The sequence below is a fragment of the Enterococcus sp. R12 genome (assembly GCF_058135755.1).
In genome coordinates this window covers 369,104-390,266 of record NZ_CM176874.1, presented here as the reverse complement: position 1 = coordinate 390,266, position 21,163 = coordinate 369,104, and the positions used below count along the sequence as shown (strand labels likewise).

19 protein-coding genes and 1 other annotated feature are annotated in these 21,163 nt (G+C 44.6%); of the genes, 3 read left to right on the top strand and 16 right to left on the bottom strand.

Annotated features, from left to right (window positions below):
• Window positions 1-186: 186 nt before the first annotated feature.
• The 7 genes from ACTW1R_RS01860 to ACTW1R_RS01830 form a co-directional block, all read right to left on the bottom strand.
• Entirely contained in the window at window positions 187-2,067 is a 1,881-nt protein-coding gene (locus ACTW1R_RS01860; RefSeq protein WP_005227219.1) for an ABC transporter ATP-binding protein, read from the bottom strand.
• Window positions 2,064-3,791 (bottom strand): ABC transporter ATP-binding protein, encoded by a 1,728-nt coding sequence (locus ACTW1R_RS01855; RefSeq protein ID WP_005227218.1) that lies wholly within the window; start codon window positions 3,789-3,791, stop codon window positions 2,064-2,066. Before ACTW1R_RS01855 ends, ACTW1R_RS01860 begins: the two co-directional genes overlap by 4 nt.
• Entirely contained in the window at window positions 3,784-4,452 is a 669-nt protein-coding gene (locus tag ACTW1R_RS01850; protein ID WP_005227217.1) for a TetR/AcrR family transcriptional regulator, read from the bottom strand. The genes ACTW1R_RS01855 and ACTW1R_RS01850 overlap by 8 nt, the downstream gene beginning before the upstream one ends.
• A gap of 266 nt (window positions 4,453-4,718) precedes the next feature.
• Window positions 4,719-5,750 carry an LPXTG cell wall anchor domain-containing protein gene (locus tag ACTW1R_RS01845; RefSeq protein ID WP_086294464.1) on the bottom strand — a complete coding sequence of 344 codons (1,032 nt, stop codon included), beginning with the start codon at window positions 5,748-5,750 and terminating at the stop codon, window positions 4,719-4,721.
• A 128-nt stretch (window positions 5,751-5,878) separates the two neighbouring features.
• Window positions 5,879-7,891, bottom strand: a complete 2,013-nt coding sequence (locus ACTW1R_RS01840) for a glucose PTS transporter subunit IIA (RefSeq protein WP_087626817.1) — start codon at window positions 7,889-7,891, stop codon at window positions 5,879-5,881.
• Window positions 7,891-8,799 carry an N-acetylmuramic acid 6-phosphate etherase gene (murQ, locus tag ACTW1R_RS01835; protein WP_005227213.1) on the bottom strand — a complete coding sequence of 303 codons (909 nt, stop codon included), beginning with the start codon at window positions 8,797-8,799 and terminating at the stop codon, window positions 7,891-7,893. Before murQ ends, ACTW1R_RS01840 begins: the two co-directional genes overlap by 1 nt.
• The gene (locus tag ACTW1R_RS01830; RefSeq protein WP_311903419.1) at window positions 8,792-9,856 is read right to left on the bottom strand and encodes a DUF871 domain-containing protein; all 1,065 of its coding nucleotides are present in this window, start codon (window positions 9,854-9,856) and stop codon (window positions 8,792-8,794) included. Before ACTW1R_RS01830 ends, murQ begins: the two co-directional genes overlap by 8 nt.
• A 246-nt stretch (window positions 9,857-10,102) precedes the next feature.
• Here ACTW1R_RS01830 and def point away from each other — a divergent pair, with 246 nt between their 5' ends.
• A complete protein-coding gene (def, locus tag ACTW1R_RS01825) occupies window positions 10,103-10,666 on the top strand; it encodes a peptide deformylase (RefSeq protein WP_005227211.1) in 564 nt (187 codons plus the stop codon).
• Between the two features lie 78 nt (window positions 10,667-10,744).
• On the opposite strand, the gene ACTW1R_RS01820 is transcribed toward def, so the two are convergent.
• From ACTW1R_RS01820 to ACTW1R_RS01790, 7 genes are all read right to left on the bottom strand, one after another.
• The gene (locus tag ACTW1R_RS01820) at window positions 10,745-11,953 is read right to left on the bottom strand and encodes a M20 family metallopeptidase (protein ID WP_087626815.1); all 1,209 of its coding nucleotides are present in this window, start codon (window positions 11,951-11,953) and stop codon (window positions 10,745-10,747) included.
• 59 nt (window positions 11,954-12,012) lie between these two features.
• Entirely contained in the window at window positions 12,013-12,852 is an 840-nt protein-coding gene (locus tag ACTW1R_RS01815) for a MetQ/NlpA family ABC transporter substrate-binding protein (RefSeq protein ID WP_005227209.1), read from the bottom strand.
• A gap of 52 nt (window positions 12,853-12,904) precedes the next feature.
• Entirely contained in the window at window positions 12,905-13,585 is a 681-nt protein-coding gene (locus tag ACTW1R_RS01810; RefSeq protein WP_010748680.1) for a methionine ABC transporter permease, read from the bottom strand.
• Window positions 13,586-14,662 (bottom strand): methionine ABC transporter ATP-binding protein, encoded by a 1,077-nt coding sequence (locus ACTW1R_RS01805; RefSeq protein ID WP_010748679.1) that lies wholly within the window; start codon window positions 14,660-14,662, stop codon window positions 13,586-13,588.
• Window positions 14,663-15,021: 359 nt separating this feature from the next.
• Window positions 15,022-15,260, bottom strand: a binding site (T-box leader).
• 121 nt (window positions 15,261-15,381) lie between these two features.
• Window positions 15,382-15,906 (bottom strand): transcription repressor NadR, encoded by a 525-nt coding sequence (locus tag ACTW1R_RS01800; RefSeq protein WP_005227206.1) that lies wholly within the window; start codon window positions 15,904-15,906, stop codon window positions 15,382-15,384.
• On the bottom strand, window positions 15,903-16,751 hold the full coding sequence (locus ACTW1R_RS01795; RefSeq protein WP_087626814.1) for a chorismate mutase: 849 nt from the start codon (window positions 16,749-16,751) through the stop codon (window positions 15,903-15,905). Before ACTW1R_RS01795 ends, ACTW1R_RS01800 begins: the two co-directional genes overlap by 4 nt.
• A gap of 13 nt (window positions 16,752-16,764) precedes the next feature.
• Window positions 16,765-17,457 (bottom strand): NAD-dependent protein deacylase, encoded by a 693-nt coding sequence (locus tag ACTW1R_RS01790; RefSeq protein WP_015508851.1) that lies wholly within the window; start codon window positions 17,455-17,457, stop codon window positions 16,765-16,767.
• A 157-nt stretch (window positions 17,458-17,614) separates the two neighbouring features.
• On the opposite strand from ACTW1R_RS01790, the gene ACTW1R_RS01785 reads away from it, so the two are divergent.
• Both ACTW1R_RS01785 and ACTW1R_RS01780 read left to right on the top strand, forming a co-directional pair.
• Window positions 17,615-18,283 carry a response regulator transcription factor gene (locus ACTW1R_RS01785; protein ID WP_087628153.1) on the top strand — a complete coding sequence of 223 codons (669 nt, stop codon included), beginning with the start codon at window positions 17,615-17,617 and terminating at the stop codon, window positions 18,281-18,283.
• 14 nt (window positions 18,284-18,297) lie between these two features.
• Window positions 18,298-19,203, top strand: a complete 906-nt coding sequence (locus tag ACTW1R_RS01780) for a sensor histidine kinase (RefSeq protein WP_087626813.1) — start codon at window positions 18,298-18,300, stop codon at window positions 19,201-19,203.
• Between the two features lie 75 nt (window positions 19,204-19,278).
• Here the strand turns inward: ACTW1R_RS01780 and ACTW1R_RS01775 are convergent, their stop codons facing one another.
• Entirely contained in the window at window positions 19,279-20,040 is a 762-nt protein-coding gene (locus tag ACTW1R_RS01775; protein ID WP_010748673.1) for a DUF2705 family protein, read from the bottom strand.
• Between the two features lies 1 nt (window position 20,041).
• Window positions 20,042-20,959 carry an ABC transporter ATP-binding protein gene (locus ACTW1R_RS01770; protein ID WP_311903421.1) on the bottom strand — a complete coding sequence of 306 codons (918 nt, stop codon included), beginning with the start codon at window positions 20,957-20,959 and terminating at the stop codon, window positions 20,042-20,044.
• Between the last annotated feature and the right edge of the window lie 204 nt (window positions 20,960-21,163).

Here is a 21,163-nt window from a genome sequence, read left to right as displayed (position 1 = left end):
TGGATTATTCGAAATTATGTATTAATATACATTTCAATCCAGTTAATTGCAATAAATATTTAAATTAAAGCGATAAAAATTCATAAAAAAAAGAAAGCAGTGACAATCACTGCTTTCTTTCAGTCAACCTTTGGCGGTCTGTTTATCATCATTTGGGGAAGAATTTCTTTCATTACAAACAGTGGATCACGCCACTTCTTCTGAAAATTGACTGTTATACAGGTCTGCATAGAAACCGTTTTGTGCCATCAATTCCTCATGATTTCCAGTCTCAACAATGGACCCGTGATTCATCACGATGATATTGTCAGCATCACGAATCGTAGAGAGACGGTGAGCAACCACAAAGCTGGTCCGATTTTCTAACAAACGACCCATTGCTTTTTGGATCAAGATTTCCGTCCGCGTATCGACACTAGAAGTTGCTTCATCCAAAATCAAAACGTCGGGATCCGCTAAGAAGGCGCGGGCGATCGTGATCAGCTGACGTTGACCTTGGGAGATGTTGCTGGCTTCTTCATTCAAGACCGTATCATAGCCTTCTGGCAATTTGCGAACAAAATCATCCACATGGGCAGCTTTCGCCGCAGCGATCACTTGCTCTTTGGTTGCTTTTTCATTTCCATAATGAATGTTGTCATAGATGGAACCAGTAAACAACCACGTATCTTGCAGCACCATCGAGATATTACTACGCAACTCATCACGAGTCAAGTCTCGGGTATCTTTGCCATCGTAACGAATGCTACCGCCAGAAACATCATAAAAACGTTCCAAGAGATTGATCAGCGTGGTTTTCCCAGCGCCGGTAGGTCCTACGATAGCCACCATCTCACCAGCTTTAACATCCAGATTAAAATCGGTCATCAATAATTTGTCTGGCGCATAACCAAATTGAACATGATCGAAACGAACTTTGTATTCACTGTCTTCCACTGGCAATCCAGAAGGCTCATCAGTCATTTCTTCTTCATCCAAGACTTCAAAGACCCGTTCGGCAGATGCAACGGTTGATTGGATGGTGTTTAGTAAGCTAGCGATTTGAGTGATTGGTTGAGAGAATTGATTGGTGTATTGCAAGAATGCTTGCACATCCCCTAACGTCATGTTCCCATTCGCCACTTTGATCCCACCAAGGACAGCCACGAAGACATAGCCTAAGTTTTTAATGAAGTTCATCAAGGGCATAATGATCGCTGAAATAAATTGGGCTTTCCAACCAGCGGAATACAGACGGTCATTTTCTTCTTCAAAAACGACTTGATCGGCGGCTTCATGGTTGAAGGTTTTGACAACGGTATGACCGCCGTAAGTTTCTTCGACTTGGTCATTGAGCAATCCTAAACTTTTTTGTTGTGCCGCAAAGAATTTTTGCGATTTTGGTGCGACGATCATCACGACGATCAAGCTTAAAGGAACCGTTGCTAAAGCAACCAAAGTCAGTTGCCAACTGATCGTCAACATCATCCACAAAACCCCGATAAAGGTCACGACACTCGTAATAAATTGGGTCAAGTTTTGTTGCAGGGTACTTGCGATATTATCCATATCATTGATCGCCCGTGACATGATATCCCCATTTGAGTGAGTATCATAGTAAGAGATCGGCAAGCGGTTCATTTTTTCATCTAAGTCACGACGCAGCTCATAAACCGTCCGTTGCGAGACACGGGTCATAATAAACTGTTGTAGAAAGTTGAAGACGGCTGAAATCACATACATGCCGATCGCGATCAAAATGATTTGACCAACTTTCTCAAAATCGATAGGAAATTCTGTTACCTGTTGGCCGGCTTGCATCTGCTGCGCACCGATCATGACACCTTTAAAAATTTCAGTGGTCGCTTCCCCTAAAATTTTCGGTGTTTGGATTTGGAAGATCACGGCTGCGATCGCTAAAACGAAGACGGCAATGATAGCGATGGAGCGTTTCGACATGTACCCGAAAAGCCGTTTGACCGTCCCCCAAAAGTTTTTTGGTTTTGGTCCTTTGGCACCGATGTTACGGCCTGGACCGCCGCCCATTGGTCCGCCACGGTGTTGTGTTGTTGTTTTCTTTTCACTCATGCAAGATCCTCCTCTCTCAATTGTGAAGAAACGATTTCTTGGTAGGTTTCATTGTCTGCCATTAATGATTCATGGGTCCCTTTTCCTACGAGTTTTCCTTCATCCAATACTAAGATCGTATCGGCATCCATGACGGTGCTGACCCGTTGGGCAACCACGACCATAATGCTGTCTTGCATGTCGCGTTTCAGCGCTGCTCGTAAGTTAGCATCGGTTTTGAAGTCCAGTGCGGAGAAGGAATCATCAAAGACATAGACATCTGCTTGTTTCACTAACGCACGAGCGATCGCTAAACGTTGACGTTGTCCACCAGAGAAGTTGCCGCCGCCTTGTTCTACACGGCTATCTAAGCCATCTGCCAGTTCGGAGACAAAATCTTTGGCTTGGGCGATCTCTAAGGCTTGCCAGATTTCTTCATCTGATGCATCGGGTTTTCCGTATTTCATATTTTCACGAATGGTACCAGAAAACAGTACCGCTTTTTGCGGAACAAAGCCCACGACTTCTCGTAGATTGTGCTGGGTGACTTCTGCAATATTGACCCCATTGATTTTGATTGCACCAGACTCCACATCGTACAAACGAGGCAAGAGATTGACTAAGGTCGTTTTCCCTGAGCCCGTCCCACCGATGATGGCAACAAAATCACCAGATTTTGCTTGAAAATCGATATCTTCCAACGCCAATTTCTCAGCGCCTTGGTAGCGATACGCCACATGGTCAAAGGCCAAGGTTGCTTGGTCCCCTTGTAAGCTCAATGTCGCTGGTGTTTTTGGATCGAGAATTTCATCTTCTTCATTTAAGACTTCGTTGATCCGATCAGCTGATGCTTGGGCTCTTGGCACCATCACGAAGATCATGGACAGCATCATAAAGCTGATCAAAATTTGCATTGCATAGGTCATAAACGCAATCAAGTTTCCGACTTCTAAAGTCATTTCGGCAATATAATGACCCCCAAACCATGTGATGGCAATGTTCGTCCCACTCATGATCAACGTCATCAATGGCATCATCAATGCCACGATGGTGTTTACTTTAATCGCGGTGTGGGTGTAATCTTTGTTGGCTTCATCAAAGCGATTCGCTTCATAATCCGTCTTGTCAAATGCCCGAATAACGCGGACCCCCGTCAAGCCTTCACGAAAGACTAAGTTCAAACGGTCGGTTTTCTTTTGCATACTTTTGAATAAAGGAACGGCAAAATACATAATACCGCCGACCAATACTAGCATGATAGGAATAACGACTAAAAAGATTCGTGTTAATTGGGCATCTTTTTGATAGGCCAAGAAACTCGCCCCAATCAGTGTGATCGGTGCATTGATCATCATACGTAAAAACATTTGCGTCACCATTTGAATTTGGTTGACGTCGTTGGTGGTTCTTGTAATCAATGATGCGGTCCCAAATTTATCAAAAGATCGAGAAGAAAAATTCTCAACTTTTTGGTAAATGTCCGAACGTAGTTTTTGTCCTAATTTTTGTGATTCTCTTGTTGCGAAATACGTATTTCCTAAAGCGGCGATGATACTGATCAATGAAAAGCCGATCATGTAAAAGCCGGTTTTCCAAATGTAATCAATGTCGCCTGTCGCCACCCCATTGTTGATAATATTGGAAGTCAATGTCGGTAGATACAAATCAGAAACGACTTGGATCACCATAAACACCACTGCCATGATTATGGAAATGACGGATACGCGTTTTATCAGCTTAATCATAGGTTTCCCCTCTTTCTTTTTTTGCGCCCTCTCTTAACCAGCGGACTTTACTGTTGAAATCAGCGATCGCTTCGGCAGGATCATAGTCTGGATCAAACGCTGATTGGCGATAGGCTTCGGCAATCGTCGAAAAGACGGTATGCATCAGCAGCTGGATCAGCATTTTCAACTCATGGTCGTCTTTGACTTTCAATAAATCTTTGTCGACCTCTGACAAAAAGATGGCTTGCTGCTTCTGCCGATCGGCTTTGTTTTCTTGATGCATCTTGTGCTGCATCTCTGGCACGACTTTATGGAAGGAACGATAATCCATACTCATAAATAAATTGCGGTAAAAGTTTGCGTTTTTGCCTTTGAAAACCTCGGCGATCATCCGTGAAAAGTACCATTCGAACCCCGCAAACAGATCCCCGTTTTCATGTTGGATCGATTTCAGCAGATCTCGCTGACTATTTTTTTTCAACGTATGGAAATAATAGTAATAAAGATCTTCTTTGTTTTCGAAGTATTGGTAAAAACTCCCGCGAGGAATCTCGGCATCTTTGATGATGTTGGCGATCGAGGCGTCTTTCAGCGGCAGTCTTGAGAATTCTTTTTTCGCCGCATTTAAGATGCGCTTTTGTTTTTCTGGCGGCAAGTGAAAAAATGTATCGGTCGGCATCACAAGCAACTCCTTTCTAATTTAAAATAAATCACAGCTCTCGATATGACACGTTGTCATATGACACTGTGTCATTATACACCCCTCACCAGAGAATGCAAGAATTTAAATTTGACTTTTTTATGAAGGAATCGATTCTGGTCTTTTTATAAAGGGCGTTATTTGAAAAGAAATAACCAATGAAATTTCTGAAAACAAAAAACCTTCGTTTCCCTGATGGAAAACGAAGGTTGCTATTTTTTCATTCTGACGATTATAAATAACAATCATTTTTTCTTGCGGCGCCATAGAATCAAGAAAACGATCAGCAGCAGGATAACACCTGCGATCAGTAAGGTATAGCTTGGCGCTTCATTGGTTTTAGGTAATGTTTTTTCACCATCGGCAGTAGCGTTGGCCTCTTTCGAAGAAGTCGTTGTCGCTGTTTCTTGAGCACTCGTCGATGTTGCGGTCGCTTCTTCAGTCGTACTCGTTTGCGTGCCTGTAGGCAGATACATGGAATCATTTGCCGCTTGAATGATATAAGAGATCCGTCCTGGGACAAAGGCACCTGGATCGACTTGCATCTCTTGTTCCATCTGATTTAAATTGGTCAAAATTGAGATCATCCATTCGTTGGAAACGGCTTGATTCAAATGTAAAAAGACTCCGTCTGCTGGATAGACGACCCGTAAATATTCCTGCAGCTGATCCACAACAGGAATCAAGTCAGCAAAACTGGCGTAGCTATTTGCATCAAAAGCCAGTTGCGGCTCAATGGCTTCCCAGGATAACGTCTGATCGACAAACAAGGCACCGATGATTTTTGCTAAGTAAGCAATATCAAAGCCCATCGCATCACTGGAATAACGTAGCGCCAGACGATTGCCATTGGTCAATTCTTCATCTGTCAACTGGTCCAACTGTTCTTGGGTAAATGCGGTCACACTTCCTTCAGTGATCCCTTGGGTTAAGGCGCTACGCAGCGAACTAGGTTCATCGGCTAACGTGTTGATCTCACTGACATCTTGCGTCCCCGTCTCTGCTTGGATCGAGGCAATAACAGCTTCGGAATCGACTGGTTCTTGATTCTCGGTAGTCGTAGTTTCTGAAGCAGCGGATTGATCCGTCTCTTGATTTTCTACTGTACTTTCTTGGACAGCAGCTTGTGTCTGATCCGTTCCTGACTGCTCCTCTGATGAAAGCGTCTCGCTAACGGCAGCCTGATTGCCACTTTCACTCGTAGCTGTTTCATCTGCATGAACCATCAGTGGTGAAAAAGCCAGCGTCATTAGTCCGAACCAAATTATTTTTTTCATCCTCATTGCCTCCTCGAATGGGATCACTCCCTTTGTAACGAAACTGTAACATAAAGGAAAATTTTTCGCAATCTATTTAGTAACTTCTTAAAAAAAACCTCTATCTTTATCCGATAGAGGTTTTAACATTATTTTATCGTTGCCACATGCATGACGGCTTGACCCGCTTTTGTTTCTGTTCCTGGTAACCCTTCGATATTGGCTACTTGCTCCATATTGGTGATGATCACGAGCATCTCAGAAGCTTTGCCTTTAGCCGTCAACTGTGCCAAATCGACTTGGGCAACTTGGGTAGCTGGTGTCACGGCTTGGCCTTCCTCCACCAGGATCTCAAAAGGTGCTCCTTGCAATTCGACGGTGTCAACACCCATGTGCAGCAGAATCTCTAGCCCGCTGGCAGTCTTGATCCCCAATGCATGTTTCGTGGGAAAAATCGTCGTGACGGTTCCTGCTGCTGGTGCATAGATCGCACCATTGTCTGGCAAGACGAAATACCCGTCGCCCATCATTTTTTGCGAAAATACCGGATCACTTGATGCACTGATCGCTTTTGTCGTGCCTGTGGCTACTGCGTATAAAGGGGTATCGATCGTTTCTTTTGATGGATTTGCTGTCGTTTCCTTTGCAGCCGTTTCACTCGTTTCTTTTGGTTGCGGTTGCACAGTAACGGTTGCAGCTGGTTTTGCTTCTTCTGCCTCGCTTTCTTTGACTGCTTCTAAGCGATCTTTCGGAATCCCAAAGAAGTAGGTGGCAACGAAGCCGCCAGCATAGCCTGCTAACAAGCCGAAAATATAGCCCATCCAACGGCCGTTGGCAATCAAGGGGATCAAAGCTAGCCCTGATGGTCCAATCGCCGTTGCGCCGATATTTGTCAAAGCGCCAATGACCGCACCACCGATCCCACCACCAATACAAGCAGTGATAAATGGTCGACCTAATGGCAACGTCACTCCGTAGATCAATGGTTCGCCGATGCCTAAGATCCCAACTGGCAATGCGCCTTTGATCATTTCAGAAAGCTCTTTGTCTTTACGTAGTCGTACCCATAAGGCTAAAGCTGCACCGACTTGACCAGCACCAGCCATGGCTAAGATCGGTAATAATTGCGTGCTGCCTGTTGCTTCGATCATTTGAATGTGGATCGGGGTCAAAATTTGATGCAAACCAAACATGACCATTGGTAGGAAGGCCGCCCCTAAGACAAACCCAGAGAAAGCACCGCCCACGTTCAAGACCCAAGTGATCGAACCGACTAAGCTGTCAGAGATCAGACCTGCCAATGGCATGATCAAGAAAATCTCCGTCAAACCGATGATCAGCAAACACAACGTCGGGGTCACGATAATATCGATCGCTTCAGGAATCACTCGATGCAGCACTGCCTCTAATTTCGCCAAAAGCCATACTGCGAAGATCACACCGATGATCCCTCCTTGGTTGGCAGCTAAAGCTTCGCCAGTGAACAAGTTTTGGATCGGGGCTTCTGGGTTCATACCTGTCAGCAAGATGATCGAACCGATCACGCCACCAAGGGTTGGATTGGCTTTAAAGACCTGCGCTGCATTGACCCCAGTAAAGATCGCTAAATAGGTGAACATCCCATTTCTGAGGACGTTTAAAATCATGACATAATAATTCCAAGTATCTCCATCTAATCGGCCAGCCGTGATCATGTTGGTCAGAACAGAAGCGATCCCTGCGACGAGTCCTGCACCAACGAAGGCTGGAATCATTGGAACAAAGATATTAGAAATATCTTTCAGCAGCGACTTTAATGGCGATGATTTTTGTTTGGCTTTTTGGGCTGCTTTCATCTCTGCCGTTTTTTCTGATAACGCCTCTTTGCCTGATTTTTGCGGTGGGATCTCTTGCCCTAAATCAACACCAGCTTTTGCCACCATTGCATTGGCTACTTTGTTGACTTTCCCTGGTCCGATAATGACTTGCAGCTGCTCATCATTGACCACACCCATCACACCGGGAATCTCTTTTAACCCTTGTTGATCGACCTTGTCGTGGTCGCGGACGGTCATTCGTACGCGAGTCATACAGTGATTGACTGTTTCTACGTTGTCCATTCCGCCGGCTTCTTGAAAAATCTTCTCCGCTAACTCTTCTACCGTTAGTGTTTCTTTTGCCATTACTTTTCTCCTCCTAACGCCGTTTTGACAAACCCTTGTGCCGTGGCAAGTTTTGCTTGTGCTTCGTCTTTCGTGCTATCAGTCAACAGCATCACGATCGCCAATTTGACATTCTGATCTGCTTCTTCAAATGCCGCGGCGGCTGTTTCATAATCAGCTTCAGTCGCCTGCATGATGATCCGTTTTGAGCGTTCCACCAATTTTTCGTTGGTCGCTTTCACGTCGACCATCAAATTATTGTAGACTTTGCCGATCCCTACCATCGATAACGTCGAAATCATATTCAAAATCAATTTTTGGGCAGTCCCTGATTTCAAACGAGTCGAACCTGTCAGAAATTCTGGTCCACAATCGACCTCGATTGGAAAGCTGGCATGCTGAGAGATCTCCGCATCTTTATTACAAGCGATCGTAGCCGTTGTGGCACCGAGCTCATTGGCATAGTCAAGCGCCCCAATCACGTAAGGGGTTCTGCCACTGGCAGCGATCCCGATCACCATATCATTTTGGTTCAACTTCAAATCGATAAGGTCTTGTTTCCCTAGCGTTAAGGAGTCTTCTGCTCCTTCGACAGCGACCGTCATCGCTTCTTCGCCACCGGCGATCAAACCGACCACCATCTCAGGTGATACCCCAAAGGTTGGGACACATTCGGCCGCATCCAAGACGCCTAATCGACCACTCGTCCCAGCGCCAAGATAAATCAAGCGTCCGCCCTTTTTAAAAGCGACGATGGTTTGTTCAATCACTTTTTCAATACTAGGAATTTCTTTTTCCACCGCATAGGCAACTTTTTGATCTTCTTGGTTCATTTTTTGACACGCTTCTAAAATCGTCATTTCATCTAAATTGCTCGTTTCGCTATTGCGTCGTTCGGTCGTTAATTTGTCTAAATTGATTTTATTCATCGGAATCATCTCTTTCTAATTTAAATCGCATCCCTGCTTTGATTTGTTGGATCAACGGCAGATCGGCTGGTATCACCTGAGCGGCGAGGTTGACTTTTGGGTCTGCCGGCAAAGGTCGTTTGCACACCTGGATCTCTCCCATATAGCGCAAGTACTCTTGGTTATCGATCGTCACAGCCCCCACTGGCCGCTCTTGACTAAGTTCAGGTTTGACTTCTGGAATGGCATTGAAACGGGCATCGGCGCTGCGCAAGACATCCCGAGCTTCATCGTAACGATTTTGGTGATTCCCTAAGACGTGTTCAAAGTAAGTGGAACCAAGATCTTTGACCCGCAAAACGATCCGCGCTTCTTGCAGATACGTCGCAAACTGCTGGGCACTTTTTTCAGAAACCATGCCATCGCCAATGTAAACAGCATCGACTGAGCCAGTTGCCAATAAGTCGATCGCTGCGGCAAAAGGCGACCAGTTGCGGTGTTTTTCCAGTGTGGGTAATCCTTGAAATAACGGTCCGCGTTTCTTGGCATCCCCTGGAACAAAGGCTTGGACGAAAAAGCCTTGTGCTTTCAACCAGCGGTTCTTCTCCTGAAACCAGCCAACATCCAGTCCCGTTTCTGGTCGGGGGTAATAATTGTGCCAAGCTTCCAAACGAGTAAAATCGGCTCCATACGCCTGCAGCTCTCGAATGTCTTTTTCCGTCAATGTACTGGCATTCAAACTGATGGTCATTTCCTTTGAAAAAGCTGCGATTTGCTGATTATCGATCGCATAATCCATTCGTAAACCAGTGACACCGATCTCCCTTAGTTCCGCCAGATTGTCGATGGAAAAGCCCGCTTCTGCTAATGCGTTTCCAGAAATATCTACCATTAAAGACAGCTGATGGTCTTTTGCGAAACCTCCCAAGTCCGTCAAACGCTGCCGGTAAGTACTGCGATCATCTTCTGGTATGTGCATGGAGGTGAAAATCCCTTTAAAGCCTGATGCCATCGCAGTCATCTGCTCAAGTTCTGCTGCCGTCAAGTCTTCGTTCATAAATACAGAAAAGCCGAACATCTCTTTGCCTCCTTGGTGGGTCACTTTCGTGATACCGTTTTCTATAAAAGCATTATAACTGATTCTTTTCCCGTTCGCAACTATATTTCATAATTAAATCATTAATATAGAAATATAATTTCATTTAATAAGAAAGCTTTACCGTTTAAACTTTCTTATGCCCTTCTTTCTACACTTATGGTACACTTTATTAGGAACGAAACTTGCTTTCGTCATTTTTACATAGTAGGAGGAATCACATCATCAATGATTACAATGGATGATATTATTCGCGAAGGCAATCCAACCTTGCGTGAAGTAGCAAAAGAAGTACCTTTTCCTTTGAGCGAAGAAGATATCGCACTAGGAAAAGAAATGATGACCTTTTTAGAAAACAGCCAAGACCCAGTCAAGGCAGAAGAACTTGAATTAAGAGGCGGCGTTGGTCTAGCAGCTCCTCAATTAGATATTTCAAAACGAATCACAGCGGTCCTCGTCCCTAGTAGCGACCCAGAAAAAACAGAACCTGATTTTAAAGATGTTCTATACAACCCCAAAATTTTAAGTCATTCCGTGCAAGAAGCTTGTTTGGGTGAAGGCGAAGGCTGTCTGTCCGTGGACCGTGAAGTCCCTGGCTACGTGGTACGCCATGCCCGGATCACGATCAGCTATTACGACATCAACGGCAAAAAGAAAAAAGTTCGTTTGAAGAACTATCCTGCGATCGTCGTTCAGCATGAGATCGATCATTTGAACGGGGTCATGTTCTACGATCATATCAATCAACAAAATCCTTTTTCATTGAAAGAAGGCATTTTAGTCATCGACTAACTAAAAAGTCTCTACCGACATTTTGCGGCAGAGACTTTTTTTCTATACTATTGACTATCTTCCTTCACGGTTTTGGCATTAATTGCCTTTCGCTAGGCTTTCTTGATGATCGGCTTTGATTTTTTCTAATAACGCTGGCTGCTCAAAAAGGTCTAATGCCGTCAGCGCTAAAAGTTCCGCCGCGATGGCGATCGATTGCAAGCCTTTTTCACTCTTGGCAGCGGCTTTGAATTCTTCCGAATGACCCGCAATGTAGTCATCTGAAATCGAAACGGTGGGTTGGATCGTCGGGATCACTTGACTGACATTGCCGACATCAGACGAACCAAGGCTTGTTTTGGCTTCCGTATCGATCTCATCGGCAGGTACGCCCGCTTCTTGGGCATGGGCGAAGAAGATCTCATCAAAACTTGGTGTCACAATCACATCGTCGACGGAGTTTTGGAACAAACCAAATTCATAGGTCGCTCCCGTAGCTAAAGCGGCTCCTTTTACGATGTTTTTGACTTTCTCGTAGACATCATTCAAGGTTGCTCGATTGGCAGCTCGTAAATAAAAACGACCGGCTGCATATTCTGGCACGACATTGGCTGCCACGCCGCCATCGGTGATCACACCATGAATATTGACATCTTTTGGTAAATGCAGGCGCAACCCATTGATCCCGTTAAAGACTTGCAGCAATGCTTCTAACGCGTTGATGCCTTTTTCTGGTGCAGCTGCCGCATGGGAAGCCCGACCATAGAACTTGATATCCACTGGATCATTGGCTAATGAAGCCGTCGTTTTGCCATAGCGATGGGCTGGATGGACACAAAGAGCGGCATCGACATCATCGAAGAACCCTTCACGGACAAAACTGCCTTTAGCGGAACCATTTTCTCCACCTTCTTCTCCTGGCGTCCCATAGACTCGAATCTCCCCGCCTAGCTCATCGATGAAAGGTTGCAGAGCACTGGCAGCTAAGACGGAATAAGTCCCGAAGAGATTGTGTCCGCAGGCATGACCGATGCCAGGTAACGCATCATACTCGGCTAAAAAGGCAATCGTCGGACCCGGTTTCCCACTGACATAGCGGGCATCAAAGCCGGTGCGATGGCCTGCCACATCCTTTTTAACAGCAAAGCCTTCTTTTTCTAATTGGGCGATCAGGGCATCGGCTGAATAAAACTCATAGTTGCTGACTTCTGGGTGATTGTGGATATCTAATGCCAAGGCTTGATAAGCGGCTAAACGCTCTTGGATAAATGGTTTGATGGCTGCTTTCGTAATAGTTGCTGTTGTCATAATCAAATCTCTCCTTTTTATACATGCTTTTTCAGTTTTTTTATCAAATTACATGGTGCTTATTTTGCTCCAAAGGTTTCCCAAGCAGGAACGCTTGATCCTTTTGACGTTTCCTCGATGACTTTTTTCGTATCCTCTGTTTGGTAAGCCGCGACCACTTTTTGGTAAACTTCATTGTCTTCCTCTTCTTTACGGGCGGCAATGATGTTGACGTAAGGACGGGCCGTTTCATCAACAGGCTCTAAAAAGATCGCATCTTCGGTTGGCACAAATCCTGCATCCACCGCCATGCCGCTATTGATGACCGAAACATCGACATCCGAAAGTGCCCGGGCGGTTTGCGCTGCATCCAGTTCTGAAATTTCTAAGTTCAAACGGTTTTCTGTAATATCCGCGACCGTTGGTGTTTGGCCGGCTGCTTCATCCACTTTGATCAATCCAGCTGATTGTAACAAAAGCAATGCCCGACCACCATTGGTCACATCATTAGGGATCGCAACTTTAGCTCCTTCAGCCAAGTCGTTGACATCCGTCACTTTGTCGGAATAAATGCCTAATGGCGCATTGACTGTATTGCCGATCGATACGAGATCAGTACCAAATTCTTCATTATAGTTGTCCAAGAAAAATTGGTGTTGGAATGAATTAAGGTCGATGGAACCATCAGCTAAAGCTGCATTGGGTTGATTGTAATCAGAGAATTGGACATATTCTAAATTGATGCCTTCGTCTTTCAAACGATCCTTGACATCATCCCAAACGTCGGTGTCCGCCCCGATCACCCCTAATTTCACCGTCACTTCTTCTTGGTCATTGGCTGCGGCACTGCCATTGTTTCCGCATCCTGTAATAAATAATAATGCTGCCCCTAAGACGATTGATTGTACGATTTTTTTCATTTTTGTTTCCTCCATAGACTTGCTTGTTTTTTTATTTGTACGTAAGTAGTGGTCAGTGTGATACTCGTTTAATGAGTAGGTTGCTGACAAATTGACTGATAAAAACGAATACTAAGATGATCAAGGTCGCCATGATCGTGACGTCGGTCTGGAATCGGTTGTACCCGCGGGTGATGGCTAAGTTGCCTAAACCGCCAGCGCCAACTGCTCCTGCCATAGCGGTCAATCCGATCACATTGATCACGGTCAACGCAGAGACCCGAATGATTCCCGCCACGCCTTCTGGTAAATAGACCCGAAAAATGATACCGAAAGGACTGGTGCCCATCGCTTCAGCTGCTTCTACGACACCAGGGTCAACTTCTAGCAAGGCGATCTCGATCTGCCGAGCAAAGAAAGGAATGATCCCAGCAATCAGAGGAACCAATGCTGCTGTTTCGCCGATGGTCGTTCCAACAAGGAATCGGGTAAAGGTTCCTAATAACGTCAATAAGATAATAAAGGGGATCGAGCGGACCACATTGATGACTTTATCGAGAAATTCAAAGAGCGGTCGATTTTCTAAAATCCCATTCGGTCGAGTTACTACCAAGACGATCCCTAACAAGATACCTAAGATGCCCGCAATCAAAGAGGTCCAAAAAACCATATACAAGGTTTGGATCGTTGCTGTCACAAATTCATCTTGGATCGCAACAACATTGGGAAAATATCTTTCTAATAAGGCAGCCATCTAAAATCCTCCTTTAATCACATTGTTTAATGGTTCTGCATGATTTTCTTTTAAAATATTGGTGTAAACTCCTTGAGCCTTCAAGTATTCTAAGGCATGTTTACGCTGATGATATTCGCCAGATAAGCTAACGACTAAGCTGCCGATCGGCACTTCTTGCAAGATCTCCACGTTGCCGTAAAGAATATTGGTGGTCACTTTGTAGCGGCTGTACAATTGGGCGATCAGTGGTTCATTGGTTTGATCGCCAACGTAGGACAGCTCCACCAGCCATTCATTTGGTGCCAAGGAAGAAAACTTCGAACTGCCAAGGATCGTTTCTAAGGCTTGGTCGATGTGCGTCGCCGTTCGGATGAAATCTTTGGTCAATGGTTTTTCTGGTTGACTGAAAATCTGAACGCTTGAACCTTGCTCGATGACTTCGCCGTCTTCCATCACTGCCACTTTGTTGCAGATTTCTTTGACGACTTGCATCTCATGAGTAATGATCACGATAGTCAAGCCGAGGGTTCGATTTAATTTTTTCAACAAAGCCAATATCTGTAAGGTCGTTTTCGGATCAAGGGCGCTGGTTGCTTCATCACAAAGCAAGATCTCTGGATCATTCGCTAACGCTCTGGCAATCGCGACCCGCTGTTTTTGTCCTCCAGATAGTTGGCTAGGAAACGCTTGGGCTTTTTCTTCCAATCCCACCAATGCTAACAGCTCGGTTACTTTCTGATGACGTTCCTGTTTGGACCGTCCCCCATATTTTAAGGAGAAATCCACGTTATCAAAAACATTGCGGCTGTCCATCAAGTTGAAGTGCTGAAAGATCATTCCGATCGTTTTCCGTTTTTCTCGCAGGGCTTTCGCAGAAAGCGTGGTCAGCTCGGTACCATTGACGACGACGCTGCCGCTACTTGGGCGCTGCAATAAGTTGATCACACGGACGAGTGTACTTTTCCCGGCGCCTGAGTAGCCCACGATGCCGTAAACGTCCCCTTTGTCGATCTCGATCGATACGTTTTTGACCGCTTGGATCGCGGGTTTCTTTGGTTGATTGAATGTTACTGATATGTCTTTTAATGAAATCATCGTCTTCCCCCTAGTTCTTGTCTTTTTCAATAAAAAAAGGCGTCCTCAAACAAGTCACCTGTGACTTGTTTGAGGACGCCTTTTTGCGTGTTACCACCTCAGTTTAAGCTGCACTCGCATACAGCTCCTTTTCGAGTACGATCATACTCTAGCCAGATAACGGTCGCTACCGTCGTCGCCTTGCAAACTACTGCTCGGAACGAATCACTCCTTGGCCATTTTCTAAAAGTCGTTTGATGCTTCTTTTCAGCTACCGAAGCTCTCTGTTGAAAAAACGTGCTTTTGTACTTACCAATTCTTCGTGTGTGGTGCTATTTGATTTTGGGTATAAAAAAAGTCCTTTTACCAGCGTTTGCTAATAAAAGGACGAATACTCGTGTTACCACCTTTTGTTTAGAAGGTTTCCCTTCCCTCAACCCAACGTCTAGTCGTGCTAGAGATTGGTGCACTTTGTAACGGTAGTGCGCATCCGTGATTGCCTACTTATCGACAATCAATCCTCCAAGGCCATTTTTCATCGCTTCTGACTTGACTCTTTCCACCAACCAGAGTCTCTCTTTGAAGTATCCGCGGTTACTTTCCTTCTCAACAGATTCATTATTCTTGTTGAAGAGTACTTTACTGGAAAATGAACGCCTTGTCAACAAAAAATCACAATTTTTTCATCTGAGGATTTGCCAAGACTTCCGCAAAGCGTCCTTGCCAGAATGGTTTACGCCTCAATTTTGATAGAGCATGCCTTTTTCTGCTAACTGTTGTTTGGCTTTTTCCAGAGCCGCAGGATCGGTGTAGCGCAACGTATGCAAGTGTACCCCATTGGTTAAATCTGAGAGCAAGCGGGCTTCTGCATGTTTGGTTTTGTTGATGAAATCAGTCACGTCTTGGTCTGTTTGAATCTGCAAATTGCCAGTGATCTCTCCATAGATCTCATGCTCAACGATGACATCGACCACTTCCACACCACAAGCGACAAAGATGCGCAATTCTTCTTCCGTTTGTTCAGGTCGATGCTGCACTGCTAGCTTACTTACATGTCCTGCCTCATCCAACAGCGCTTGCAGACGATAACCGCGAGCCGTAGCCACAATCGCTTCACCAGCTGCTCGCAATAAGGCAATGTCCCCAACGATGATTTGACGGCTGACTCCGAGGGATTCTGCCAGTTTGCTGGCACTGATCGCTTTGTCCGCTTGCTTCAATGCCGCTAAAATGTTTTCTCGACGTGTTCCTCCATCCATACTCATTCCTCCAATTGATTCTCTTGATAGGTTTTTGAGTGGTTCATAATTGATTTAAACATAGCCAAAATCGTTTCTTCATAGGCTTGATTAGAAATCGCCTGCAGAATGTTTTCCAGCACTTTCTCTTCACGATTTTCATCTAATACTGGCAATTGACTGCTTTTCTTCAATTGTACGATTTCGTTGACCGTGCTCATACGTTTTTCCAAAAGATGCGTGAGTTGCCAATCAATGTCATCGATCGCTGCCCGCTGAACAGCCAAGGGATTTTGCTGGTTGTTTTCTTCTTCTAAATCGATCGTCTTGATGACCCGTGCTGGATTTCCCGCCAGCACAACATTGTCTGGGAATGATTTGGTAACGACACTGCCAGCGCCTACCACGACATTGTTGCCTAAGCGGACCCCTGGCAAAATCGTGGCCGCACCACCGATCCATGCGTTGTCGCCAATCACGATCGGTGCCCCTAATTCTAAGCCGCTGTTTCGTTTGACCGGATGTAATGGATGAGTCGCCGTAAACAACCGAACATTGGGTGCCAGCATACAGTTGTCGCCAAAGGTAATTGGACAAACATCTAATAGCACACAATCATAGTTAGCATAGAAGTTTTTGCCGACAGAAATATTGTAGCCATAATCAAAACGGACATTCGGTTCGATATAGATTCGACCAGTCACAGAGCCGAAAGTTTCTTTTAGTAACTGCTCTTTGATTTTTGTATCAGTTTCTTGGTTGATCAGGTTCATTTGTTCACGGGCATATTTTCGATCTGCCACCAATTCTGGATCTGGGGAAAAGTACAATTCGCCAGCAATCATTTTCTCTTTTTCGGTACGTTGTGTCATATCATAAACTCCTTCATTCAATTTTCTGGAAAAACGTTTCGGCTGCTGCGGTCAACATGCCATATTCATTCGGGATCGCCAATGGTTCCTTATTGATGACCAACACCTGCTGGCTGTAATCGACTAGCCCTGCAAAAGGATAGACTTGCAGCGAAGTCCCCACGACCACCGTCAGGTCGGCTTGAGCAACGGCTTGAATGGCTCCTTCAATGGTTTCATCCGTAAATCCTTCCCCGTAAAGCACGATCGCTGGCCGAATCTGACCACCGCACCCTGCATGGTGCCAATCTTGCAAATACGCTTGCCAAGGTACCTGATTGCCGCATTTTCGGCAATAACAGTTGTACAAAGAGCCGTGAAAATCGATTCTTTGGTGACTGCCTGCTTTTTCATGCAAGCCATCGATGTTTTGCGAAACGACCCAGACGGTTTTCTTCGCTTGCAGCTCAGCCATTTTTTGATGAATGATATTAGGCTGTGCTTGAGGATGGTAGAGGTGCTTGACGAACTGATAAAATGTTTCCGGTTCGTTTTCTAAACAGTCATGACTTAACAAATACTCTGGCTGTGCCACTCCTTGATAGACCCCTTTTAAGGAACGGTAATCAGGAATGCCAGATGGGGTCGAAACACCAGCCCCCGTCAAAAAGGTCACGGATGATGCGGCGGTGACCGCTGCGATTGCTTGCTCAATAGATACCTTCATCGTTCTAACTTCCTTTATGGCTTTTCTCTTATTCTAACCGAAAAAGAACCGTTTTTGCGAAAAATCAGCTATTTTCTTTTTTAAAAGCAACTAATGCTTTTTCGTGCGGAATTGCTTATAATAGATGAAATAAATGCAAGGAGAATGGGAAAACCAAATGAAAATTTTGATTATCGAAGACAACAATGAGATCAGCGAAATGTTGGCTACTATTTTAGCAGCTGACTATACTGTCCAGCAAGCCTATTCAGGCACGGAAGGTCTGCTACTTTTTCAGCAAGATGCTTTCGACTTGATTTTGCTAGATCGAATGCTCCCTGGTAAAGATGGGACACAAGTCTTGCAAGAGATTCGCCAAACCTCCAGGGTCCCCGTCATTATCTTGACTGCCTTAGATGAACCAGCCGATGTTTCCACCCTTTTGCTGGCGGGTGCCAATGATTACTTGACCAAACCCTTCAATGTCGAAGAATTAAAAGCCCGTATCATTGTTCAGTTACGCACAAATAAACAAGCCCCTCCTGTTGCCAGCAGCCTCTCGTATAAAAACATTCAACTGTTGCCTGACTCGTTTCAGCTGCAACGAGGAGAAGCAACGGTTCAGTTGAAGAAAAAGGAGTTTGAGATTTTTTCCCTGCTCTTAGCCAACCCCAAAAAAGTTTATACGAAAGAAATGCTCTATGAAGCTGTTTGGCAAGAACCCTATTACGGTGAAGAAAACACGATCAATGTCCATATCAGCCATTTACGCAGCAAAATCAAAACACTCGATCCAGAGGAAGCGTATATCGATACTGTCTGGGGCATCGGCATCAAGCTAGCTTAAAAAGGAGGAACCCCATGCATATACTTCAGTTTTTCGCTGCCTTGATCGTTGCTTTATTGATCGGTTACTGGCTATTTTTACTGTATGATCTGAAAAAGTACCACCAACAATTAGCAAGAATCAGCGAAATCGAAACAAATCAAGAGATCCATTTGCAGACCCGAGTGCCCGTTTTAAAAGCGATCGCCTTGTTAAACAATCAGATACTTAGAAAAAATAAGCAGCAACACTATCAAATGCTGCAAGAAAACCAGCAATTGGAACAAGCCATTCAAAATATCTCTCACGACTTGCGCACACCTTTAACGGTCGCCAGCGGCTACACACAACTGCTGCAAGCCGATACGACCCTCAACAACCAACAGCTGCAGCTGTTGGAAAAAGTCAGCAGTAACCTAGAAAAAGTCGAAAATCATCTGGAACAGTTATTGACCTATCAGCGCCTCAAAGACAATCAACTGGCTTTGACCTTAGAAGAATTCGATCTTTCTCGTTTGCTGGAGGAGGAACTGCTCCAGCTCTATCCTTCTTTTGAGGAAAACCATTTATCACTGACGGTGGCGATCCAACCCAATATCATGATCATTTCAGATAAAAAAAGTTGGCAGCGTATTTTTCAAAATGTCCTTGGTAATCTGCTGGAACATGGCAATGAAACGGGAACGATCCGCTTGAAACAACAAGGAGATCGCATCGTTTTCCAACAGGAAAATCAGCTGAGGACACCGATCCAGCATCCAGAAAAATTGACTCACCGCTTTTATACGGAAGACCTTTCACGGCACAAACAGCAAGCTGGACTTGGTCTGTATATCATCGCGGCATTGACTCATGCATTAGCTGGCGAGATTCAACTGGATACAACCGAAGAGACGTTTCGTTTGACTTTGGCTTGGCAGCAGTCTGCTAAGTCCCATTAAACACTGGCTACACGGACAAAAACGCCCAACAGTCTGACCTTTTGCGGTCGGTCCTGTTGGACGTTTTTCTTTTCTTTATAATTCTTGTCTCTTAAACACCAGATGTGCAGCCAAAAGACAAAGCAACAAACTAATCAGACTCCCAACAAAAATTGGTTGAACCATTTCCCACGTTTTGAAAGTGGTCATAGTCACCATCTCTAATCCGCCTTGGAAATCCAAGTATTCTAAGAATTTCCAGGTTGGCAAAGAAAAACGTGCAATCGCAAAGCCCATCGGAATAAAGATCGTCGCCAACACGCTGACTGCTGTATTTTTGGTCAAATACAACACCAACAAGGCAAAAGATGAGGTAGCCAGTAAGATCAATACAAAGCCAGCGAAATAATACACTAAGTTTTCTAGCTGAGAGATGTCTTCAAAGCCGGTACCGCCAATGATCGTTCCCGCAACAAAGCTCACTAAGCAAATAGCCAAAATTTGCAAGACAAGTACCAACGCATACACCAAGAATTTTCCAAAGAGATAGGCGGGTTTAGAAACACCGACGGTAATGATATTCTTCATCGTCCCTTTCGTGTACTCACTCCCTAAAACTTGCATCACTAACGGCAGTGAATAATACAATAACATGGAAGACAGGCTGGTCTGGATCGCAAGAAAGCCCGTCATTTCGGCAAGGCTGCCTGTGGTTTGCGTACTATCTCCCAGGGTGACTCCCACGTCACCATTTGAAACAACCGCTAAAATCACCAACAATAAAATAATTCCTTCTGTGATCCAAAAACTTTTACTTTTAGATAAACGATACAAATCTGCCCGAATAAAATTCAACATCTTAATTTCCCCCTTCACTTGTCACTAACTCTTTGAAATACGACTCTAGGTTTTCCCCTTCAAAAGAAATCTGGTCGATAGCGATCCCTTCATAAACCAATTGACGGATTAGATCACGAATCAATACATTTTCTTGGTAGATGTGGATCTTGTGGTCACTGACAACTTTATATTCAGAAATCAGTTGACTGTCCAGTAAGCGGCTAGCTGTGGCTACATCATCGACTTCTAATTGAATAAACCGTTTCGCCATCAGATCGAATTCGTGTTTGGTCATCTCTTTGATCAGACGCCCCTCACTAATGACCCCAAAGCGTGTAGCCACTAAGTACAGCTCTTCTAAAATATGGCTGGAGATCAAAATCGTCATGCCGCGTTCTTGATTCAATCGTAAAAGCAGCTCTCGAAATTCAACGATCGCGACAGGATCCAAGCCATTGATCGGTTCATCTAAAATTAGAAAATCTGGCTGATTCAACAAAGCAATCGCTAAGCCCAGTTTTTGTTTCATCCCTAAAGAAAAATCACGGTATTTCTTGTTGCCGACATTGGTCAAACCAACAAACGCCAGTGCTTTACTAACGGCATCAGGTTCCACCACCCCGCTGATTTTGCAATAATAGCTCAAATTTTGTTCAGCCGTCAATTGGTCGTAAGCGACTGGAGTCTCAATCACATTACCGACCCGTCTCAGCATCTGGATGTATGCTTTGCCGCCTTCAACACCAAACAATTGCAGACTGCCACTGGTGGGTTGGATCAACTGCACGATCGCTTTTAGTAAGGTCGTCTTCCCAGCACCATTTCTCCCTACCAATCCATAAATATCTCCTTTGGCGATCGTTAGATCGACATCATGCAGCGCCAGCTGTTTGCCGTAACGCTTGTTTAATCCTTTGATTTTAAGAACATTTTCCATTTCTACTTCCTCCTTGCTTGCTTCTGTGATCATTCTAGCAAGCAGATCTAAATCAGCTATTAACTAATTATTAATTGATTCTTAACTCGTAGTTTTTTGCAAAAAAACAACTTATTTCTATTATACACAGCTGAAAATAGCCCTAGTGAGAAAAATCATCCCTTTTTCAGCAAACCCACCAATAGCAAATGTAGCAGACGATCT

Bases quoted from the DNA above. Each gene is read 5' to 3' on its own strand.
- ACTW1R_RS01860 (WP_005227219.1), bottom strand. From the start codon at position 2,067: ATGAGTGAAAAGAAAACAACAACACAACACCGTGGCGGACCAATGGGC.
- ACTW1R_RS01855 (WP_005227218.1), bottom strand. From the start codon at position 3,791: ATGATTAAGCTGATAAAACGCGTATCCGTCATTTCCATAATCATGGCA.
- ACTW1R_RS01850 (WP_005227217.1), bottom strand. From the start codon at position 4,452: ATGCCGACCGATACATTTTTTCACTTGCCGCCAGAAAAACAAAAGCGC.
- ACTW1R_RS01845 (WP_086294464.1), bottom strand. From the start codon at position 5,750: ATGAAAAAAATAATTTGGTTCGGACTAATGACGCTGGCTTTTTCACCA.
- ACTW1R_RS01840 (WP_087626817.1), bottom strand. From the start codon at position 7,891: ATGGCAAAAGAAACACTAACGGTAGAAGAGTTAGCGGAGAAGATTTTT.
- murQ (WP_005227213.1), bottom strand. From the start codon at position 8,799: ATGAATAAAATCAATTTAGACAAATTAACGACCGAACGACGCAATAGC.
- ACTW1R_RS01830 (WP_311903419.1), bottom strand. From the start codon at position 9,856: ATGTTCGGCTTTTCTGTATTTATGAACGAAGACTTGACGGCAGCAGAA.
- def (WP_005227211.1), top strand. From the start codon at position 10,103: ATGATTACAATGGATGATATTATTCGCGAAGGCAATCCAACCTTGCGT.
- ACTW1R_RS01820 (WP_087626815.1), bottom strand. From the start codon at position 11,953: ATGACAACAGCAACTATTACGAAAGCAGCCATCAAACCATTTATCCAA.
- ACTW1R_RS01815 (WP_005227209.1), bottom strand. From the start codon at position 12,852: ATGAAAAAAATCGTACAATCAATCGTCTTAGGGGCAGCATTATTATTT.
- ACTW1R_RS01810 (WP_010748680.1), bottom strand. From the start codon at position 13,585: ATGGCTGCCTTATTAGAAAGATATTTTCCCAATGTTGTTGCGATCCAA.
- ACTW1R_RS01805 (WP_010748679.1), bottom strand. From the start codon at position 14,662: ATGATTTCATTAAAAGACATATCAGTAACATTCAATCAACCAAAGAAA.
- ACTW1R_RS01800 (WP_005227206.1), bottom strand. From the start codon at position 15,906: ATGAGTATGGATGGAGGAACACGTCGAGAAAACATTTTAGCGGCATTG.
- ACTW1R_RS01795 (WP_087626814.1), bottom strand. From the start codon at position 16,751: ATGACACAACGTACCGAAAAAGAGAAAATGATTGCTGGCGAATTGTAC.
- ACTW1R_RS01790 (WP_015508851.1), bottom strand. From the start codon at position 17,457: ATGAAGGTATCTATTGAGCAAGCAATCGCAGCGGTCACCGCCGCATCA.
- ACTW1R_RS01785 (WP_087628153.1), top strand. From the start codon at position 17,615: ATGAAAATTTTGATTATCGAAGACAACAATGAGATCAGCGAAATGTTG.
- ACTW1R_RS01780 (WP_087626813.1), top strand. From the start codon at position 18,298: ATGCATATACTTCAGTTTTTCGCTGCCTTGATCGTTGCTTTATTGATC.
- ACTW1R_RS01775 (WP_010748673.1), bottom strand. From the start codon at position 20,040: ATGTTGAATTTTATTCGGGCAGATTTGTATCGTTTATCTAAAAGTAAA.
- ACTW1R_RS01770 (WP_311903421.1), bottom strand. From the start codon at position 20,959: ATGGAAAATGTTCTTAAAATCAAAGGATTAAACAAGCGTTACGGCAAA.